Source organism: Shewanella sp. ISTPL2 (genome assembly GCF_013283205.1).
GTDB classification, from domain to species: Bacteria; Pseudomonadota; Gammaproteobacteria; order Enterobacterales; family Shewanellaceae; genus Shewanella; species Shewanella oncorhynchi.
This window is the reverse complement of record NZ_JAAPAV010000001.1, coordinates 1,998,989-2,018,350: the sequence shown is the minus strand read 5'-3', so window position 1 is coordinate 2,018,350 and position 19,362 is coordinate 1,998,989. Positions and strand designations below refer to the sequence as shown.

The following is a 19,362-nucleotide window of genomic DNA, read 5'->3' as shown; positions in this document are numbered from 1 at the left end:
CAATTCTATTGAGACATTCTAGGTCGCTCAATACTCTAGCCCCCTTATCCATAGAACCAATAACAAACGGCAATCGCGGCACTGATCCCCGCAAAGTCCGCGGTTAAACCGCAAGCTAAGGCGTGGCGTCCATGACGAATACCCACAGAACCAAAATACACAGCGAGAACATAGAAAGTGGTTTCAGTGCTACCCTGAAAAATCGCTGCTAATCGACCCGCAAAGGAATCTACTCCATGGTGATCCATTGTCTCAAGCATCATAGCTCTGGCGCCTGAGCCACTAAAAGGTTTCATCAGTGCGGTCGGCATAGCATCGACAAAACGCGTATCAAAACCTAATATCCGCACACCAGTGGCAATCAAGTGCAACAGATAATCCAAGGCACCGGATGCACGCAGTAAACCAATCGCTAATAACATAGCAAGCAAATAAGGGATCAACTGGATAGATTGAGCAAAACCCGCCTTCGCCCCTTCAATAAACTCATCATAAACCGCCACCTTGCGAATGCCCGCAACAATCACGAAGGTAAATACCAATAACAGCAAAATACCATTGCCCATTGCCGTCGACACAGTGCCAATGGCCTCAGCACTTAAGGTCATCAGATAAAAACCACTCGCCACTAACCCTGAGAGCATCAAGGCGCCATAACCGAGCACCACTGAGTTTAATAATGAAATCCGCTGCACTAACGCCACAACCAGCAAACCCGCCAATGTCGATGCAGAAGTGGCCAGTAAAATCGGTAAGAAAATATCTGCAGGCGCAGCGGCACCTTGCTGGGCACGATAAAGGAATACCGTCACAGGCACTAAGGTCACAGAGGAAGTATTGAGTACTAAAAATAAGATTTGCGCATTGGTCGCCACGGTTTTTAGCGGATTTAAACTCTGCAAATCATGCATCGCCTTTAAACCAAGTGGTGTGGCGGCATTATCTAACCCAAAGATATTCGCTGTTAAATTCATCGTGATACTGCCAAAGGCCGGATGCCCCTTGGGCACTTCAGGCATCAAACGGCGCAGTAATGGCTCAAACACAAAGGCAATAGCGCCGACAACGCCAGCCTTTTCTCCTACCTGCATCAATCCCATCCACAGGGAAAGCACGCCAATCAGCCCAAGGGAAATTTCAGCAGCAAGCTTAGCACTCGCAAATAATGCGGCGACCGAAGCCGATAGGACTTCTATGTGCCCATTGAACAGTTGCACTGCTATTGCAAGCAATGCTGTGATAAAAAAAGCCAACCACACGCGATTCAGCACGCTAATCCCCTTATTTTTATTTGTTTTTATTCTATTAGCTCATGGCTACTGAGTGCTAGCTTTATGGCGACTCATTCCAATATCGCTCAAATCGTCAAGCATCAACATTAAATCACAATAGCAGCCTTGGCTGCTCGGGAGAAAAGCTCAGACCCAATAAGGGATTATGATATACTCGCGCCAGTTGATACACAGTCTATTTTCCTATGGTTCAATGAAATCAATGGTCCAATTAAATCAAAATTTTATCGATACAATCACCCAAGAACTCCCCGCCCATTTATCCATGGACGAGTTTATTGCCGCCTGCGACAGGCCGCTTAGACGTTCAATTCGGGTCAATACCTTAAAAATCAGCAGTGACGACTTTAAGACCTTGATGCAACCTAAGGGCTGGACGTTCGATCCTATTCCTTGGTGTGAAGACGGATTTTGGATCAGTTACGACGAAGAAGAACAGCTCGGCAATGCCTTAGAGCACATTCAGGGTCTATTCTACATTCAAGAAGCCAGCTCTATGTTGCCGCCGACCGCACTATTTACGCCTAGTGCAAAGTGGCAGTGCGTACTCGATCTCGCCTCCGCACCCGGTTCAAAAACCACTCAAATGGCCGCATTGATGCAAAACCAAGGCTTATTGGTGGCTAATGAGTATTCGGCGAGCCGCGTGAAAGTATTGCACGCCAATGTGCTGCGCATGGGTGCGAGCCACTGCGCCCTCACTCATTTCGATGGCCGTGTATTTGGCGAATACCTGTACGAAAGTTTTGATGCCGTGCTTATCGATGCGCCCTGTGGCGGTGAAGGCACAGTGCGTAAAGACGCCGATGCACTAAAACACTGGAGCCTAGACGATGTGCTGGCGATTAGCGAAACCCAAAAAGCCTTAATCGAATCGGCGTTTCTCGCCCTGAAACCCGGTGGCATTTTGGTCTACTCAACCTGCACCTTAAACCGCCTCGAAAACCAAGGCGTGTGCGAGTATTTAAAGCAAGTCTACGGCGATGCGGTGCAATTTGAATCCTTAAGCGATTTATTTGATGGCGCAGATCGAGCTACAACGCCCGAAGGCTTCTTACATGTCTGGCCACAGATTTACGACAGTGAAGGTTTCTTTGTCGCTAAATTGACAAAAACGGCCTCAGTGCCGCGTTTACAACCAGAGCCTAAACTACAGAAAAACTTTCCCTTCACGCCCGCATCAGCGAAACAAGCCCAAGGGATCAAAGACTATTTTCAGCAGGATTTAGGCATCAGCTTACCAGACGAACTCATCATGGTTCGCGATGATGAATTCTGGCTATTTCCGCATGAATTCAACGCTTTTATCGGCCGTATGCGCTTTCAGCGCATTGGTATTAAACTCGCCGATAACAGTAAACACGGCTTTAAAGTCCGCCATGAAGCGATTATTGCATTAGCAGGAAAACAGCTCAGCCCAACCGCAAAAACGGTCGATGTGAGCGATGTTGAAGCGAAAGAATATTTGATGGGGCGAGATATTGCCCTAAACACCGCAGTGAAAGCTCAAGGTGAAGTGATCGTCTGTTATAGCGGAGCACCATTAGGCATGGCGAAACATTTAGGCAATAAGTTAAAAAACAACCTACCCAGAGACTTAGTGAAAGATAAAGTGTTACTGCTACCAGAACAGACAAAATCGTTATAATTTCGCTGTTTTTTAGCGATAAATAACCTAAAAAAGGGGAAAGTGAGCGCGACTATAAGACAAAAGCTCGACTACACTGAGTCTATTGTAAAGCGCACTGCATGGCGCTTTCACCTGTAGCGCACGGCTCTTCAACGAGCCATTCCCCTAGGCCCAAACAGCTTTCATCGTTTTGGGCCTTTTTTTATGCCTGTACGCTAACAATCACGCAATCGCATAAAATGGGTCAAAGCACTTGCTGCTAACGGCCAACTAAACGCGCTGCATCTTTGAATAAATTAAAGAAGTTATTGCTGGTGTATTCAGCAAGATCTTCGTAACGCTCACCTCTAAGCTCTGCCACAAACTCAGCCACATCGCGCACATAGGCAGGCTGATTCTCTTGTCCACGGTGTGGGATCGGCGCCAAATAAGGCGAATCAGTTTCAACTAGCAGACGATCCTGAGGCACTTTGCGAATAACGGTTCGCAGATCACCCGCATTTTTAAAAGTGACTATGCCTGAAACCGAAATATAAAAGCCGAGATCAATCGCCGCTTTCGCCATCTCCCAGTTCTCGGTAAAGCAATGCAGCACGCCGCCAACGTTATCCGCGTTGCCCTGCTTAAGCATATTGATCGTATCTTCACGTGCATCACGGGTATGGACAATTAAAGGTTTATTCACTTCTACCGCAAGGGCAATCTGCTGCTCAAAACATTGCTGTTGCAACAGCTTAGTGTCGTCTGCATAAAAATAATCTAACCCCGTTTCACCAATCGCGACCACTTTAGGATCGGTGGCAAAGCGGCGGATTTGCTCAACATCGAGGCCTTCTTTAACGTCTAATGGATGCACACCCGATGACAAAAATACCTGTTCGAAGGCTGCAACTTTATCTCGCATCGATTCAAATCCTTGCTGGCGTACATTCACGCACAACATATAGTCCACGCCACGAGCTTTAGCATTAGCAAGAATCTGTTCTAAGGTTTGTTGATCAGGCGCCGCTTTGAGGCGATCGAGATGGCAGTGTGAATCAATAAGCACAAGGATTTCCAAGCAGAGTAACAAAGGACGACAAGGATACCCAGCCAAGAGATCGAGGTCAAATTCAACAGAAGTAAATAGCCAGTTTAGGCAGTGAACAAACGGTTAAACCAGATCAATAATGCAGGCTAAGCTACATAGTGCAGGTTAGATCGCCGGAGGCGAGTTCGCGGGACAGTAACTTTTCGATATGGTGTTTATGGCTATCTGGCTCAGAAATAATTTTAATGCCAATCCCCACAGGGCGGCCACCCGACGCTCCTAAGGGATTAATCCACACCACAACACCACGAAATTCATTAGTGAGGGTTGCGCCGGGTAAACGATACGCAATCGTCAGCGGTTGGCCAAGATAATGACTTTCACTGGTCGCAATAAATAATCCTGCCGGCTTAATAAAAGGCATATAGGCACGATATAACTGATGTAAAGTATCAAAATTAACGACGAGATCTACCATGGCATATTACTTATTTGTTATCTCTCTATATTCTAAGACATAACTTTGACACAGGGCCAGATAATTGACGCTCGGCATTGTGCTTAAGCTATGACACATTCCCATGATCTTAGCCGCCAAATTCCCGAGCTGCGCATGAACAAACGCATCTTGATGGCTATTTTTCAGTAAAACCTGTCGTATAAGTAGGTACAAAACCTTAAGAACATCAATTATTTGTTGTTCACTTATTATTAACAAACTAGCACACAGATGACCAGACGACAAACTTTGTGCCCAATCTTTGCGAAATTGTAGCAAGGATTGATACCGACTCTGTTGGCTACCCTCAGACTGCAAACTCTCAGCCAACTTTAACGGCCCCCCCACCACACTCAAACACCAAGTCACATCCTCTTGAATACCACATCGCTGGGCAAGCCAGTTTTTGATGACCTCTCGACTCGGAACGACAAAGGGAATGCGTTGACAACGACTGCTAACCGTCGCCATCAAACGTGCAGGCGTATCCGACTGCAAAATCAGTAAGGTGTCTTTACCTGGCTCCTCAAGGGTTTTAAGGAGTGCGTTCGCGGCTGCGGAGTTAAGACGCTCGCTGTGGTGGATAATCGCTACACGCCTGCCACTTTGCTGTGCGGTGGCTGTCAGACGCGTACACAGCTCACGAATTTGATCGACTTTAATTTGATTGCCATCGGCGGCGATATGATAAAAATCAGGATGATTGCCCGCATCATAGAGCTGACAAGACTTACAAAAACCGCACGCTCCCACAGGCGTTGGCTGCAAACACATAGCCGCGCGCGCCATAAACACACTCAGCAACTCACCACCATAGGCTGAATCAATGCCCACGAGTTGTGCGTGAGGTATTTTTTGACGCGCTAATTGCGCTAAAAATGCCTGTCTTGGCCCTTCGAGCCAAGGTAATTGCTCAGCCGTAAATCCGGACTCGGCTACCATACCATCGCCTGAAGCACGGCTAAGATATCTTTGTGCACTTCAGCCATAGTTTGGCTCGCGTCTATAACCACGATACTGTCATCTTCGCTGGCAAGTTTGAGATATGTAGCGCGTGCTCGCTCAAAGAAATCAATCGCTTGTTGCTCAATTCTATCAAGCTCACCACGTTTAGCTGCACGGGTAAGCCCAAGCTTAGGATCTAAATCTAAGTACAAAGTAAGATCGGGTTTAAATCCCTTTAGTGTTGCAGTGCTCACCGCTTCCACTAACGGCATTAAACCTCTGCCACCACCTTGATAAGCTAATGACGATAGATTATGTCTATCACCCAATACCCATTGCCCTTGCGCAAGCGCGGGCTTTATGACATTAGCAACCAACTGAGCTCTGGCAGCATAAATGAGTAAACACTCGGCCTCATCACACAGGGGATCGTTCGCATCGGCAATCTTAACTAAATCACGGATACGTTCAGCCAATGGTGTACCGCCCGGTTCGCGGGTGCAAATCGGTGCTTTACCCGTATGTTTTTCAATAAAGTCGCGAATAAGGTTAATCGCACTCGACTTACCTGCGCCTTCTAAACCTTCAATAACGATAAATTTTGCAAAAACTGACATTGGATTTTCTTTCTCTGCATTTTTACTTTGGGGATTTTTCTGGCGTCGCTGGTTTTATCTTACGCTGATAGACGTCTACGGCGTGATTGTGTTCTTCAAGCGTGGTTGAAAACACATGGGTGCCATCGTTGCGCGATACAAAATAAAGGTAACTCACACTGGCGGGCTTAGACACGGCCATCAATGAGGCTTTACTCGGTGCAGCTATCGGCGTCGGCGGCAATCCAAAGATGCGATAAGTATTAAAAGGCGTCTCTTCGACTAAATCTTTGCGGGTGATATTACCCTTATAGCGATCACCCATGCCGTAAATAACGGTCGGATCGGTTTGCAGACGCATACCTAGGTTAAGACGATTAACAAATACACCGGCGATTTGCTCACGCTCATGGGCTTGGCCGGTTTCCTTTTCAACTATCGATGCCAAAATCAGCATTTCATAGGGCGATTTTAACGGCAAATTTGGCGCCCGTTCTGCCCACGCTTTGGCAAGCTCCTGCTCCATCATTTTATAGCTTTGAGTCAGCATGACTTTAGCATCCGCCTCGGCGGTATAATGATAAGTGTCGGGGAAGAATTTTCCTTCAGGCAAACCAGAATCATCGCCTTGTGCCATCAATACCGCTGCAAAAGCTTCTGGTGACATTTGTAAATGCGGAGCACTGGTAAGCTGTTGTTCCCATTCCACAATAGTTTTACCTTCAACTAAGGTCAAACTGAAGGTTTTTACTTTCCCAGCGATCAAATCATTGAGTAAATCAGTAATCGTTTGTGAAGGTGATATTTCATAAAGTCCCGTGCGAATTTTGGCAAGCTCAGGACGAAACTTAAGTAGCCACTTGAGTTTCCACGTATCTTGAATAACGCCGTCATCGGCAAGTTGCTGCGCCAGTTGATTTACACTGGTGCCGCGTTCAACCTTCAACTCTTTAGGCTCGCTGAGACTCAGCGGCGTTTGACTGTATTCGACAACCGTTTGATAGCCCCAAAAGGCACCCAAACAGACTAAGGTTAGCAAGGTCAACAGGGTTGAACTGGCGATAATAATGATTTTTTTCATAGAGTGAGTGAAAGTGTCTGTCTAAGTTGCGCGGTAATCGGAGCACGGGTGAACTTGAGCGAGTCTATCGCCAGTACATCCACAATCCCTAAAACGCTGTTAGTGATAAACGCTGAGTCAAATTCGATTAAACGCTCGGCGCCAACGGGCAAACATTCGATATTCATGTTCTGTTCAAGCAAGGCCAACATTATCTGTTCGCGCATCACACCCGCCACGCCACACAGGGCTAATGAAGGCGTGATAATGCGATTATCTTTGATAAAAAACACATTCGCCATCGAAGATTCAATCACATTCTCCTCGATATCTTTGACTAACCAGTCATCAAATCCCTGCGGTAAAGAGTGTGATTTAATCAAAACTTGTTCGAGTCGATTTAAATGCTTCATCCCTGCCAACAGAGGCTGCAAACCCAATCGTACCGACGAAGTTTTAAGGCTAATACCCTGTTGCTGCCACTGAGCATAATGACCGGGGATAGTATGAACTGAGACGATTTCGGTAGGATTAACATTTTCTGGCGGTGTATAGCCACGACCACCAACACCACGGGAAACGATTAACTTAATGCAATGATGCGGATATTCAATGGCTAAGATATTCAGTTGCTGTTGCAATGCTTCACTCATTTGCCATTGAAATCCAAGCCTTGCGGCGCTTGCGGTTAAACGGGCTTGATGGGCTTCAAAAAACATAATCCCCTCAGCGTCCGTTCGCATCGTTGCAAACAGACCATCACCGTAGGCAAGCCCTCGATCGGAAGGGTCGACACTTGCCTGCGATGCGCCATTCACCCAGAACACGCGTGTTAGTCCTGACTGATACGGCTAGCCACCGCTTCTTGCTGATCTTTGTACTTGGCACTTTTACGGGTGTTATAAGGACGTGCAACCGCATGATTTAAGCGTTCAAAGTTAAGCGCACCTATAGTCATGCGTGGGCGCAAGGCTAAAGGTAACTTGCCGCTGTTATAAAACTCGAGCACAATTTTACCTTGCCAACCCGGATCGATACGGTGCGCCGTTACGTGTACCATCAGGCCTAAACGCGCTAGAGACGAACGGCCATCAAGCCAACCGACGATATCAGCAGGTAAAGTTACGCTCTCGTAAGTCACAGCCAAAGCCAATTCTCCAGGATGCAAGAAAAATGCTTCGCCATCGGGGATTTCGATAATCTCACTCATCACCCGATCAAGCGCCGCTTGCATCTCAGCACTTGGACCACTCAAGTCGATAAAAGGCGCGGTATGATCTTTAAAGACGCGAAACTGTCCACCTAAGCGCACATCAACACTGACGCCTGAAATAGCTTCTATGCCTGGGCGAGGTTCTATTACGATAGTGCCGTTATCAAGGGCCTGTTCAATTTCGATATCGGTTAAGCGCATCTTGCCTATTACTCCTTGAGTTTTTATGTCGTTATTTTGCCAGTAAATGTTGGATACGAGTCTTTAAAATATCAGTCGCAATACGATTTTTGCCGCCACGGGGAACGATAATATCAGCGTATTGTTTCGAGGGTTCGATAAACTGTAAGAACATAGGACGCACGGTTTTCTTGTACTGTGAAATCACAGATTCCATCGTACGGCCGCGCTCGGCCACATCACGAGTTAAGCGACGTAGGAAACAAATGTCCAGCGGCGTGTCCATAAACACACTCGCGTCCATCAGAGCACGTAACTTAGGATCGGTCAGCAATAAGATACCTTCTAAAATGATCACCTTTTTCGGTGTCATCTTTAAGGTTTCTGCAGTGCGTGTATGTTCTGTATAGCTATAACAAGGGATATCAACAGCTTCGCCAGACTTGAGCAACTGTAAATGCGTGCACAGCAGTTGATGGTCCAGCGCTTTTGGATGATCGTAATTCGTTAATACCCGTTCATCCATGGATAAATGACTCTGATCGCGATAGTACGCGTCTTCATTAATTACCCCAATTTGATCTGTGCCTAAATCGCGGCGCAATTCGTCAAAAATCGTTTTGGCAATTAAACTTTTGCCCGATGCTGACGCGCCAGCAATTGCAATAATGACACACTGCTGAGAATTCATACCCTTAAACCTTACTCGTCATCTGAAACACTAATAGAAACTGTTTTCTGGCTTTGTTTTAAAGCCAATTCTGCGCCCACTTTACGGGCAATTTCCCGATAAAGAGCTGCGACTTCACTGTCGGGATCGGCAACGACGGTCGGCGCACCATTATCCATGGCTTCACGGATATTAATGTGCAGCGGCAAAGCGCCTAACAGTGGAACTTGATAGCGTTCAGCGATTTTACTGCCGCCGTGTGTTCCAAATGGATGTTCTTTATGACCACACTCAGGACATAAATGGAAACTCATGTTCTCGACTATACCCAGCACAGGAATGTTCACTTTCTGGAACATATTGATGCCCTTCTTGGCATCAGCCAGCGCGATATCCTGCGGTGTAGTTACGATAACAGCGCCGCTCACAGGGACTTTTTGCGATAACGTGAGCTGAATATCCCCTGTGCCTGGTGGCATATCAACGACTAAATAATCCAGTTCTGGCCATTGGGTTTCATTCAGTAACTGGGCCAACGCGCCCGCAGCCATTGGGCCACGCCACACGGCAGCTTCATCACCACTGAGCATAAAACCAATCGACTGCGCGGCAATACCATGGGCACTGGCGGCTGTCATATGTTTGCCATCGGGGGAAAGCGGTCTGAAATTAGGAATACCTAACATCATAGGCACTGACGGGCCGTAAATATCCGCATCGAGAATACCCACCTGCGCACCTTCAGCCGCTAATGCCAAGGCTAAGTTCACCGCTGTGGTTGACTTACCCACGCCGCCCTTACCTGAGGCTACGGCAATCACTTGCTTCACATTGGCAATCGGCGCAATAGAAGATAACGCTGAGTAGGCTTTAGGTTGAAAATCGATTTCACACTCGACTTCATCAATAGCATCGAGCACCGCTAACTTATTCGTCAGCGCCATGACAGTGTCGCGATACTGAGTCATACAAGGGTATGGATAGACTAAGCCAAGCTGCAAACGCTTACCTTCCAATGCCAGCTTATTTACGCATCCTGCGCTCACTAACCCTTTCGCGAGATACGGGTCAACAAATGAATCGAGAATAGCCAGAACTGGCCCGAGAAGATCGTCATTTAAACGATAATCAGTTTGAGTTGAAGACAAAAGAATTACCCCCACCAATAAATTTGCCCAAGTGTACCAGATAATGCAGAAAACATTAGCGCAGATTTAGCTCAATTGGCTCAGGTTTTGATGAAAATCATCCTGTAATCGGTTAGTATCTCTACCAATATTTTTGGCCCACCACGATATTTGAGACAAGATGGCAACTTCACAACGTAAAATTCTCGTGACCAGCGCACTTCCCTATGCAAACGGACCGATACATTTAGGTCACATGCTGGAATACATACAGACAGATATCTGGTCGCGTTATCAAAAGCTTCGTGGACATGAGTGCCACTATATTTGTGCCGATGACGCCCATGGCACGCCAATCATGCTTAAAGCACAGCAATTAGGCATAGCGCCAGAAGACATGATTGCCCAAGTGAACAAAGAACATCAGCAGGATTTTGCCGATTTCAATATCGCCTTCGATAACTATCACAGCACCCACAGCGATGAAAACCGCGTACTGGCGAGTGATATTTATCTCAAGCTACGTGCGAATGGCTATATCAAGAGCAAGAGTATTTCTCAGCTGTTCGATCCTGAGAAATCCATGTTCCTGCCAGACCGCTTCGTAAAAGGCACTTGTCCTAAGTGTAAGTCACCGGATCAATACGGCGATAACTGTGATGCCTGCGGCGCGACTTACAGCCCAACTGAGCTCATCAATCCAAAATCAGCGGTATCGGGTGCGACACCAGTGATGAAAGACACTGAGCACTTTTTCTTCGACCTGCCCGCCTTCGAAGGCATGCTAAAAGAGTGGACTCGCTCTGGTGCCCTGCAAGTCGAAATGGCCAATAAACTCGACGAATGGTTCGAGCAAGGATTGCAGCAATGGGATATCACCCGTGATGCACCGTATTTTGGTTTCGAAATTCCCGATGCGCCAGGTAAGTATTTCTACGTTTGGCTAGATGCGCCTATTGGTTATATGGGTTCGTTCAAAAACCTCTGTGACAAACGCCCTGAGCTGAGCTTTGAGGAATTCTGGGGCAAAGATTCAACCGCCGAGGTTTATCACTTCATCGGTAAAGACATAGTCTACTTCCACAGTCTGTTTTGGCCTGCCATGTTACACGGCTCTGGTTACCGCCAGCCAAACAGCGTCTATGCCCACGGCTATGTGACGGTCAACGGCGCTAAGATGTCAAAATCCAAAGGCACTTTCATCAAGGCGCGAACTTATTTAGATCATTTAGATCCTGAATATTTACGTTACTACTACGCCGCCAAACTCAGCAGCCGTATCGACGATTTAGATTTAAATCTCGAAGATTTCGCCCAGCGCGTGAATTCAGACTTAGTCGGTAAGCTAGTGAACTTAGCCTCGCGCACCGCAGGTTTTATCACTAAACGTTTCGATGGCAAGCTAGCGAAAATTAACGACACCACACTGACTGAGGCGTTTCTAGCCAAGCAAGAGGTGATTGCCGAATTTTACGAAGGCCGCGAATACGGCAAAGCAATGCGCGAAATCATGGCACTGGCGGATATTGCTAACGGTTTTGTAGCCGATGCTGCACCTTGGCAAATGGTGAAACATGACGATCAACAGGAAGCGGCCCATCAAGTGTGTTCAAATGCCTTGAATCTGTTCCGTATTCTCGTGACGTATCTCAAACCTGTATTGCCACGTTTAGCCCAAGATGTGGAAGCCTTCTTCCAACTACCGCTCACTTGGAATGCATTGAACCAAGATTTAGCGGGTCATGAAATCGCGCCATTCAAAGCCATGATGCAACGTGTTGAGCTGGATAAAGTCAATGCTATGGTTGCCGACTCTAAGGATAACCTGCAAGTCACGGCCGATGCACCAAAGACGGCTGCGCCTGAAAAAACAGCTAAAGTTTCATCGGTTAGTAGTGAGCCACTGATTGACGATCCTATCAGTGAGACCATCAACTTTGATGATTTTGCGAAAATCGACCTGCGTATCGCTCGTATCGTGAAAGCCGAGCATGTTGCTGACGCCGACAAGTTACTGAAGTTACAACTCGACATCGGTGGCGAAACACGCCAAGTGTTTGCAGGGATCAAATCGGCCTATTCGCCAGAAGACCTTGAAGGCAAACTAACTGTGATGGTGGCTAACTTAGCGCCACGTAAGATGCGTTTTGGCATGTCAGAAGGCATGGTTTTGGCCGCTGGCCCTGGTGGCAGCGACCTGTGGATTTTAGAACCCCATGAAGGCGCACAGCCTGGCATGCGGGTTAAGTAATCTGCGCTAGATAACGCTCGAAAAATCAATAAGGCCGCATTTTATGTGGCCTTATTTGTTGGTATCGATTGTTTGAGCCGATTCGTTGCTTCGAGTGTCACTTTGTCTTTTAAAAGACTGAGTTTACGCCACTAAGTTTAGCCGACAGGTTTAATCGAATGCTTTAAGTGACAGGTTTCAGAAAACGAGTTAATGCTCGTATTTCTATCGACAAGGCATTCGCTGCAGTGTGATATTCATATCTGTGACAGGTCTAAAATCGACGCGGTGTTCAGTGAGTCATTCGAGGAGTAGTTATGGGAAATATCGTTGAGCAGTTGCTGTTTTCTGCCTCGATTACGGGTCCAATCTGTTTGATGTTAGCGCTCGGTATGATCCTAAAACGCACCCAAATCATCAATGAAAACTTTATTGATGTCGCCTCAAAATTAGTCTTTAACGTGACGCTGCCAGCCTTGCTGTTCCTTAGCATCATTAGCTCAAATCACGATCTCGCCTCCAGTGCGCCCTTAATTGGCTATGGTTTAGCAGCCAATTTCCTGTTTTTTATACTCTCCACCTATGCAACTGGGCGGCTATTTCCCAAGCACAAAGACCAAGGAGTGATCATTCAAGGGGGTTTTAGGGCTAATACCGCCATTATCGGCTTAGCTTATGTTTCCAACGCCTATGGGAGTTCTGGTGTTGCCTTAGCCGCGGTCTATGTTGCCTCGATGACGCTGCTGTATAACATTCAAGCGGTTATTTGCCTAAGCCCTAAAGGCGAAGAATCCAGCCAACGTGCATTTGGCGTGATCATCAAGACCATCACCAAAAACCCGTTGATCATTGCCATTATGGCAGGCATCTTTTTCTATTTGCTTGCTATTCCAGTACCGAAAATGGTGCTCGATGCGGGACAATACTTTGCCAATATGACCCTCCCATTAGCGCTACTGTGTACCGGTGGTTCGCTCGATGTTGGTTCACTCAAACATGAAAAGCATACAACTTGGTTCTCGAGCGCATTGAAACTGATCTTTGCCCCGCTTTTTATCACTATTGGGGCCTTGCTGTTGGGTTATCGAGGAATTGAGTTAGCAATGGTCTTTTTAATGAGTTCTGCGCCCACCGCAGCCGCAAGCTATGTGATGGCGCGCGCCATGGGTGGCAATGCGCCCCTTGCGGCCAATATTATTGCGCTAACCACAGTCTGCTCGCTGATCACGTGCACCTTAGGCATCTTTGTATTGTCTACTTTGGAGCTGATCTAGCAGCAGCTACGAGCTGATTACACAAACGCTAGAGAAAGGGATTTAAGTGACTATAAGTAATAATAAACCACAATAAAAAAGGCGAGCCATGCTCGCCTTTCGTTTAGGAATAAAACAGTTAGATGGTCATCATAAGCCGCTTTATGAATGGATTAGACCGGATTGGTGATATCCACAAAATGGTGCACGAGATCAAACTCGCGGGCGAGGTGACGGCCTAAGGCTTGAATGCCAAAACGTTCTGTCGCATGGTGCCCCGCCGCAAAATAATGTATGCCCTGCTCTACCGCACTATGGAACGTTCGCTCGGACACTTCGCCACTGATAAACGCATCCACACCTAAATTCGCCGCAACATCGATATAATCCTGTGCGCCACCAGTACACCAAGCTAAATGTTGGATCTTTGCATCGCCATCACCAATATGCAGTGGGGCTCTGCCTAACGCATTCTCAAGGGTGTGAGAAAATTCGCTAGCACTGACTGCAAGATCAAGTTTTCCACGCCACAGTAGCCCCTGAGCCACCTCTTCGATGGCTTCTGCGTCAATGATCCCAAGCTGCCTCCCCAAAGTCGCGTTATTACCGAGCATTGGGTGGGCATCTAAGGGTAAATGATATCCAAACAAGCTAATATCATGCTTGAGCAGCGCCTTAATTCGGCGTTGTTTCATGCCTGTGATCACTTCAGGCTCATTCTTCCAAAAAAAGCCGTGATGAACCAATATCGCATCGGCGTTTAATCGAATCGCTTCATCGATCAAGGCCTGACACGCTGTCACGCCCGTGACTAAGGTGCGGATCTCATCCTTGCCTTCTACCTGCAGCCCATTGGGTGCGTAATCCTTAAAGGCCGACACATGTAAAAAATCGGCTAAATATTGGCTTAGTTCTGTCCGTGTCATTGCATTACCGTCCGTTACTCTAGATGACCATTTACTGAAGATGAGCACTTATTCAAGATGAGACAATCGCTTACATCGCGATATCAACACGCACGCCACCTTGCAGGTACACCACTCGAACTCTGTCACCCGCGTTAAACGTCATGCCAGCATCGTAATCTTGGATCACCATGACCTGAGTACCATCTTCTTGATTGATCATCAGTTCCACCAGCTTAAACGATTGCACGCTAGTACCGCTGCCATAACGGTTACCGATACCCCCACCAATCAAGGCACCTAAAATCGTCGCCACATCTCGACCCGAACCGCCACCAAACTGATTACCAATCACCCCACCCGCTAAGGCGCCGCCGAAGGTTTTCCAACCTTGATTACGGTCTTCAATTAACTGGGTTTCGGTGATATTACGTACCGAAGTGATATCGCCATAGAGTACTTTCTCAACTGGCACGGCTTGATTGCGATCATAGCCAGCATTAGCGGGACTAATGATAAAAGCAAAAATAAACATAAAGCTTGCTAGAGTAGGTTTCCACATATCTGAATTTCCGCTAACTTAATAATAAGGTCTATAACTAAATCATACTCAATTGTGAAGTCACTGTCTTTCCTGAATCACGAATTTGACGCTTTTCCTTCGCCCGAGCTCGCCTTAACCGATCCTAATGGTTTATTGGCTATCGGCGGCGACTTACGTCCTGAACGTTTACTCTCTGCTTACTACAACGGTATTTTTCCTTGGTTTAATTCTGACGATCCCATCCTGTGGTGGTCGCCGGATCCCCGCGCCGTGTTTATTCCAGGTGAAATTCACATCAGCACCAGCCTGCGTAAATACTTAAAAAAACAACCTTGGCGGATCACAATCAATCACGCTTTCACCGATGTGATGGCGGGATGTGCGCAGCCAAGAGAAAAACAGAGCGGCACTTGGATCACCCAAGAAATTCAAATGGCCTATCGCGAATTGCATCAAACAGGTCATGCCCACTCCATTGAAGTGTGGGAAGGTGAACGTTTAATCGGTGGGCTTTACGGCTTAGCGATCGGCCAAGTATTTTGCGGCGAATCCATGTTTCACCGTAAAACCAATGCGTCCAAGGCCGCCGTTGCAGCACTGCAACAACATTTACTCAAGATGGGATTCAAACTCATCGACGCACAAGTGATGAATCCCCACCTAGAAAGTTTGGGAGCTAAAGCTATTAAACGCATTGATTTTATAACGTTACTGAGCGAACTGAGAAACAATCCCGTGGACCCAAATACTTGGGCCACTAAAGAGGTCATCCTTGAACTCGAGTAAAGCGTCGATCGCTATCGGTATCAGTCAAATATTTCCCTGCAGCTACCTTGATGGCCAGCAGGAGCAGCTACTCGTCATCCAAGAAGATACGCTCGATCCCATTTTATTTGAGCGTTTGCTCGCGGTGGGTTTTCGCCGCAGTGGTAGCTCTATCTACAAACCTCGCTGCCCTAGATGCAGTGCATGCCAACCAATCCGTGTGCCAACGCATGAATTTGTCCCATCGAAACGCCAAAAACGCACTTTAGCAAAAAACCAAGATCTGACTTGGCGTATAACATCGGAGCAAACCGCCGAGCAATATACGCTATATGAACATTACATTCGTGGGCGACATTTTGACGGCCCCATGTTTCCCCCGAGTGAAGATCAATATAATCACTTTCTTTTTTGCCATTGGTTACCGCCAACGTTTATCGAAGTCTATGATGGAAATAAATTATTGGCAGTTGCGGTCACTGATAGTTTGCCCAATAGTCTTTCGGCAATTTACAGCTATTTTGACCCCGACGAAGAACATCGCTCCCTCGGTGCACTGTTAATTTTAATTCAGTGTCGACTGGCGAAACTCATGAATAAAGAATTTGTTTATCTCGGATATCAAATAGATGAAAACCGTAAGATGTCTTACAAGCGTTTGTATCGCCCTTATCAAATTCTGACACCGACGGGCTGGGAGTATTCCCAAGTTTGCTAAGTACTTCCCCTTTACAGCGGGGGGAATTTGGGGCATGATACGCCCGTTTTTTATATTCGAAGGCTAATGGGATAATTAATTAATGGCGAAAGAAGACAACATTGAAATGCAAGGCACTATCCTTGAAACCTTGCCAAACACAATGTTTCGTGTAGAGCTTGAAAATGGTCATGTGGTGATAGCCCACATTTCAGGCAAAATGCGTAAAAACTACATCCGGATCCTCACTGGCGATAAAGTTACCGTCCAGCTGACTCCTTATGATCTGACCAAAGGTCGCATTGTCTTCCGCGCACGCTGATATAGCCTCTTAGATTTAAAAACCCGGCAAGGCCGGGTTTTTTTGTTTGCGAAAGATGAAAAAAATGGCTGCAATTGCAGCCATTTTTATGTCTAAAACTAATGGATAATCAAGCATTAAGCTTTTGTTGTCGCTTTTTCGTGACGTTCGGTACGAATGACAATCTCGCCCTCCTTCACATCCACATGCGCCACTCCGCCTGACTCTAAGACACCAAATAATATCTCGTCAGCCAATGGACGTTTGATCAATTCGGTCACGACCCGAGCCATTGGACGTGCGCCCATGTTCTTATCGTAGCCTTTCTCGGCCAACAAGGTTCTGGCTTCGTCGCTGACTTCCAAAGTAACGTGTTTTGCATCCAACTGAGCCTGCAATTCCACCAAGAATTTATCGACCACTTTGGCGATAATCGTCATATCCAAATGATTGAACCAAATGATGGAATCGAGACGATTTCGAAATTCTGGCGAAAATACTCGATTAATTTCAGATAATGCATCTTGGGTGTGATCTTGCTGGGTAAAGCCAATAGACTTACGAATAGTCTCCTGTACACCCGCGTTAGTGGTCATCACCAAAGTCACATGTCTGAAGTCAGCCTTACGACCATTATTATCGGTCAAAGTACCGTGATCCATCACCTGCAACAGCAGGTTATAGACATCACGGTGGGCCTTCTCAATTTCATCCAATAGCACGACACAGTGCGGATTTTTAATCACTGCATCCGTGAGCAAGCCACCTTGGTCATAACCCACATAACCAGGAGGCGCACCAATCAGGCGTGACACTGTATGGCTTTCCATGTACTCAGACATGTCAAAGCGCACCAGTTTCATCCCCAAGCAGTTGGCCAGTTGGTTAGTGACTTCGGTTTTACCCACACCGGTGGGACCGGCGAATAAGAAGCTCCCCACAGGTTTTCGGTCAGCACCTAAGCCACTGCGCGATAAGCGAATGGCCGAACTCAGACTCTCAATGGCCTTATCTTGGCCAAAGACCACCATCTTAAGGTTGCGCTCAAGGTTACGCAGTAAGTCCTTATCAGTAGCGGATACCGACTTCTCAGGGATACGTGCCATTTTCGCCACAATCGACTCAATCTCGGCCTGGCCTATGGTCTTTTTACGTTTACTCATAGGCAGCATCACCATACGCGCACCCGCTTCATCAATCACATCGATGGCTTTATCGGGTAAATGCCTGTCGTTGATGTGCTTGGCCGACAATACTGCAGCGCTGCTGATCGCGGCCTGAGTATAACGAACCCCATGATATTCTTCGTATTTAGACTTAAGCCCCATCAAAATCTTAGTGGTTTCTTCCACTGAAGGCTCATTGATATCCACCTTTTGGAAACGACGTGCAAGTGCGCGATCTTTCTCAAAAATACTTTGATATTCTTGGAAAGTAGTCGAGCCCATGCAACGCAAATTGCCGCTAGATAGCAAAGGTTTCAGCAGATTAGAGGCATCCATTACGCCGCCAGAGGCCGCGCCCGCACCGATAATGGTGTGGATCTCATCGATGAATAGGATGGCATGCTTATCCGCCGCCAGTTCTTTTAACAGGTTCTTAAAGCGTTTTTCAAAGTCACCGCGATACTTAGTTCCCGCCAGCAGTGAACCTAAATCTAAGGAATACACTGTCGCTTCAAGCATTACATCGGGTACTTGTTTATTGACAATGCGATACGCTAACCCTTCAGCAATCGCTGTTTTACCTACACCCGCCTCACCCACTAACAGTGGATTATTTTTACGGCGACGGCACAGGGTTTGAATCGCGCGCTCAATTTCTTGGTCGCGACCAATCAAAGGGTCGATGATCCCTTGCTTTGCAAGTTGATTTAAGTTGGACGCAAATTGCGACAACATACTACGCTCTTCGCTGCCTTCGCCCTGCTCTTCGACACGTTCTTGATCTTGATGTGACTCAGCATCATCATTTTTGGCGAAACCATGGGAAATAAAATTCACTACATCGAGGCGACTAATGTCGCAGCGGCGCAGTAAATACACGGCTTGGGATTCTTGCTCACTGAAAATGGCAACTAACACGTTAGCGCCGTTCACTTCATTGCGACCCGATGACTGCACATGGAATACTGCCCGTTGCAGCACTCGCTGGAACCCAAGCGTCGGCTGAGTTTCTTTGTCATCATCAATATCGGCAATGATTGGGGTTGTTTGTTGGATAAAGCTTGCCACTTCATCTCTGAGTTTATCTAGATTCGCTCCACAGGCGATTAACGCTTCTTGAGCCGCAGGATTGTCGATCAGAGCTAATAACAGATGTTCCACTGTCATATACTCGTGACGCGCGTCTCTGGCTTGCTGAAACGCCAGATTTAAGGTGACTTCCAGATCTTTGTTCAGCATAAGCACCCCCAAAATTAACA

Annotated in this window: 19 protein-coding genes; 6 read left to right on the top strand and 13 right to left on the bottom strand. The window is 46.9% G+C overall.

Features of this window, described 5'->3' with window-relative positions:
* Window positions 1-44 precede the first annotated feature (44 nt).
* The gene (locus HUB64_RS09000) at window positions 45-1,271 is read right to left on the bottom strand and encodes a nucleoside recognition domain-containing protein (RefSeq protein WP_131523339.1); all 1,227 of its coding nucleotides are present in this window, start codon (window positions 1,269-1,271) and stop codon (window positions 45-47) included.
* A 223-nt stretch (window positions 1,272-1,494) separates the two neighbouring features.
* On the opposite strand from HUB64_RS09000, the gene rsmF reads away from it, so the two are divergent.
* Window positions 1,495-2,940, top strand: coding sequence for a 16S rRNA (cytosine(1407)-C(5))-methyltransferase RsmF (rsmF, locus tag HUB64_RS08995; protein ID WP_217363090.1), 1,446 nt, complete (start codon window positions 1,495-1,497; stop codon window positions 2,938-2,940).
* Between the two features lie 241 nt (window positions 2,941-3,181).
* On the opposite strand, the gene HUB64_RS08990 is transcribed toward rsmF, so the two are convergent.
* The 9 genes from HUB64_RS08990 to apbC form a co-directional block, all read right to left on the bottom strand.
* Window positions 3,182-3,970, bottom strand: coding sequence for a TatD family hydrolase (locus HUB64_RS08990; RefSeq protein ID WP_131523337.1), 789 nt, complete (start codon window positions 3,968-3,970; stop codon window positions 3,182-3,184).
* A gap of 133 nt (window positions 3,971-4,103) precedes the next feature.
* The gene (locus HUB64_RS08985) at window positions 4,104-4,430 is read right to left on the bottom strand and encodes a PilZ domain-containing protein (protein ID WP_028759752.1); all 327 of its coding nucleotides are present in this window, start codon (window positions 4,428-4,430) and stop codon (window positions 4,104-4,106) included.
* Between the two features lie 6 nt (window positions 4,431-4,436).
* Window positions 4,437-5,393: a DNA polymerase III subunit delta' gene (gene holB, locus HUB64_RS08980; RefSeq protein ID WP_173244537.1), complete on the bottom strand. Its 957-nt coding sequence runs from the start codon at window positions 5,391-5,393 to the stop codon at window positions 4,437-4,439.
* Window positions 5,387-6,013 (bottom strand): dTMP kinase, encoded by a 627-nt coding sequence (gene tmk, locus HUB64_RS08975; protein WP_028759750.1) that lies wholly within the window; start codon window positions 6,011-6,013, stop codon window positions 5,387-5,389. Before tmk ends, holB begins: the two co-directional genes overlap by 7 nt.
* 22 nt (window positions 6,014-6,035) lie before the next feature.
* On the bottom strand, window positions 6,036-7,073 hold the full coding sequence (gene mltG, locus HUB64_RS08970; protein ID WP_173244534.1) for an endolytic transglycosylase MltG: 1,038 nt from the start codon (window positions 7,071-7,073) through the stop codon (window positions 6,036-6,038).
* Window positions 7,070-7,879 (bottom strand): aminodeoxychorismate lyase, encoded by an 810-nt coding sequence (gene pabC / locus HUB64_RS08965; RefSeq protein WP_173496831.1) that lies wholly within the window; start codon window positions 7,877-7,879, stop codon window positions 7,070-7,072. Before pabC ends, mltG begins: the two co-directional genes overlap by 4 nt.
* Before the next feature lie 5 nt (window positions 7,880-7,884).
* Complete coding sequence (gene dcd, locus HUB64_RS08960; RefSeq protein ID WP_028759747.1) at window positions 7,885-8,466, bottom strand: dCTP deaminase; 582 nt, start codon at window positions 8,464-8,466, stop codon at window positions 7,885-7,887.
* Window positions 8,467-8,497: 31 nt separating this feature from the next.
* On the bottom strand, window positions 8,498-9,136 hold the full coding sequence (gene udk, locus HUB64_RS08955) for a uridine kinase (protein WP_028759746.1): 639 nt from the start codon (window positions 9,134-9,136) through the stop codon (window positions 8,498-8,500).
* Between the two features lie 11 nt (window positions 9,137-9,147).
* On the bottom strand, window positions 9,148-10,263 hold the full coding sequence (gene apbC / locus HUB64_RS08950; RefSeq protein ID WP_006086266.1) for an iron-sulfur cluster carrier protein ApbC: 1,116 nt from the start codon (window positions 10,261-10,263) through the stop codon (window positions 9,148-9,150).
* A 160-nt stretch (window positions 10,264-10,423) separates the two neighbouring features.
* Between apbC and metG the strand changes: the two genes are divergently transcribed.
* Both metG and HUB64_RS08940 read left to right on the top strand, forming a co-directional pair.
* Window positions 10,424-12,493, top strand: coding sequence for a methionine--tRNA ligase (gene metG / locus HUB64_RS08945; protein ID WP_173244527.1), 2,070 nt, complete (start codon window positions 10,424-10,426; stop codon window positions 12,491-12,493).
* A gap of 296 nt (window positions 12,494-12,789) precedes the next feature.
* Complete coding sequence (locus HUB64_RS08940) at window positions 12,790-13,746, top strand: AEC family transporter (RefSeq protein WP_173244524.1); 957 nt, start codon at window positions 12,790-12,792, stop codon at window positions 13,744-13,746.
* 152 nt (window positions 13,747-13,898) lie between these two features.
* Here HUB64_RS08940 and HUB64_RS08935 read toward each other — a convergent pair whose 3' ends face one another.
* Window positions 13,899-14,651, bottom strand: coding sequence for a Nif3-like dinuclear metal center hexameric protein (locus tag HUB64_RS08935; protein ID WP_173244521.1), 753 nt, complete (start codon window positions 14,649-14,651; stop codon window positions 13,899-13,901).
* 70 nt (window positions 14,652-14,721) lie between these two features.
* Window positions 14,722-15,192, bottom strand: a complete 471-nt coding sequence (locus HUB64_RS08930; RefSeq protein WP_028759742.1) for a glycine zipper 2TM domain-containing protein — start codon at window positions 15,190-15,192, stop codon at window positions 14,722-14,724.
* A 54-nt stretch (window positions 15,193-15,246) separates the two neighbouring features.
* Between HUB64_RS08930 and aat the strand changes: the two genes are divergently transcribed.
* The 3 genes from aat (at window position 15,247) to infA (ending at window position 16,958) form a co-directional block, all read left to right on the top strand.
* Window positions 15,247-15,960 carry a leucyl/phenylalanyl-tRNA--protein transferase gene (aat, locus tag HUB64_RS08925; protein ID WP_173244518.1) on the top strand — a complete coding sequence of 238 codons (714 nt, stop codon included), beginning with the start codon at window positions 15,247-15,249 and terminating at the stop codon, window positions 15,958-15,960.
* Complete coding sequence (locus HUB64_RS08920) at window positions 15,947-16,657, top strand: arginyltransferase (protein ID WP_028759740.1); 711 nt, start codon at window positions 15,947-15,949, stop codon at window positions 16,655-16,657. Before aat ends, HUB64_RS08920 begins: the two co-directional genes overlap by 14 nt.
* Before the next feature lie 82 nt (window positions 16,658-16,739).
* Window positions 16,740-16,958 (top strand): translation initiation factor IF-1, encoded by a 219-nt coding sequence (infA, locus tag HUB64_RS08915; protein WP_006081934.1) that lies wholly within the window; start codon window positions 16,740-16,742, stop codon window positions 16,956-16,958.
* Between the two features lie 116 nt (window positions 16,959-17,074).
* Here infA and clpA read toward each other — a convergent pair whose 3' ends face one another.
* Window positions 17,075-19,342 carry an ATP-dependent Clp protease ATP-binding subunit ClpA gene (clpA, locus tag HUB64_RS08910; protein ID WP_173244515.1) on the bottom strand — a complete coding sequence of 756 codons (2,268 nt, stop codon included), beginning with the start codon at window positions 19,340-19,342 and terminating at the stop codon, window positions 17,075-17,077.
* Between the last annotated feature and the right edge of the window lie 20 nt (window positions 19,343-19,362).

Bases quoted from the DNA above. Each gene is read 5' to 3' on its own strand.
- rsmF (WP_217363090.1), top strand. From the start codon at position 1,495: ATGGTCCAATTAAATCAAAATTTTATCGATACAATCACCCAAGAACTC.
- HUB64_RS08985 (WP_028759752.1), bottom strand. From the start codon at position 4,430: ATGGTAGATCTCGTCGTTAATTTTGATACTTTACATCAGTTATATCGT.
- holB (WP_173244537.1), bottom strand. From the start codon at position 5,393: ATGGTAGCCGAGTCCGGATTTACGGCTGAGCAATTACCTTGGCTCGAA.
- tmk (WP_028759750.1), bottom strand. From the start codon at position 6,013: ATGTCAGTTTTTGCAAAATTTATCGTTATTGAAGGTTTAGAAGGCGCA.
- mltG (WP_173244534.1), bottom strand. From the start codon at position 7,073: ATGAAAAAAATCATTATTATCGCCAGTTCAACCCTGTTGACCTTGCTA.
- dcd (WP_028759747.1), bottom strand. From the start codon at position 8,466: ATGCGCTTAACCGATATCGAAATTGAACAGGCCCTTGATAACGGCACT.
- udk (WP_028759746.1), bottom strand. From the start codon at position 9,136: ATGAATTCTCAGCAGTGTGTCATTATTGCAATTGCTGGCGCGTCAGCA.
- metG (WP_173244527.1), top strand. From the start codon at position 10,424: ATGGCAACTTCACAACGTAAAATTCTCGTGACCAGCGCACTTCCCTAT.
- HUB64_RS08940 (WP_173244524.1), top strand. From the start codon at position 12,790: ATGGGAAATATCGTTGAGCAGTTGCTGTTTTCTGCCTCGATTACGGGT.
- HUB64_RS08935 (WP_173244521.1), bottom strand. From the start codon at position 14,651: ATGACACGGACAGAACTAAGCCAATATTTAGCCGATTTTTTACATGTG.
- HUB64_RS08930 (WP_028759742.1), bottom strand. From the start codon at position 15,192: ATGTGGAAACCTACTCTAGCAAGCTTTATGTTTATTTTTGCTTTTATC.
- infA (WP_006081934.1), top strand. From the start codon at position 16,740: ATGGCGAAAGAAGACAACATTGAAATGCAAGGCACTATCCTTGAAACC.
- clpA (WP_173244515.1), bottom strand. From the start codon at position 19,342: ATGCTGAACAAAGATCTGGAAGTCACCTTAAATCTGGCGTTTCAGCAA.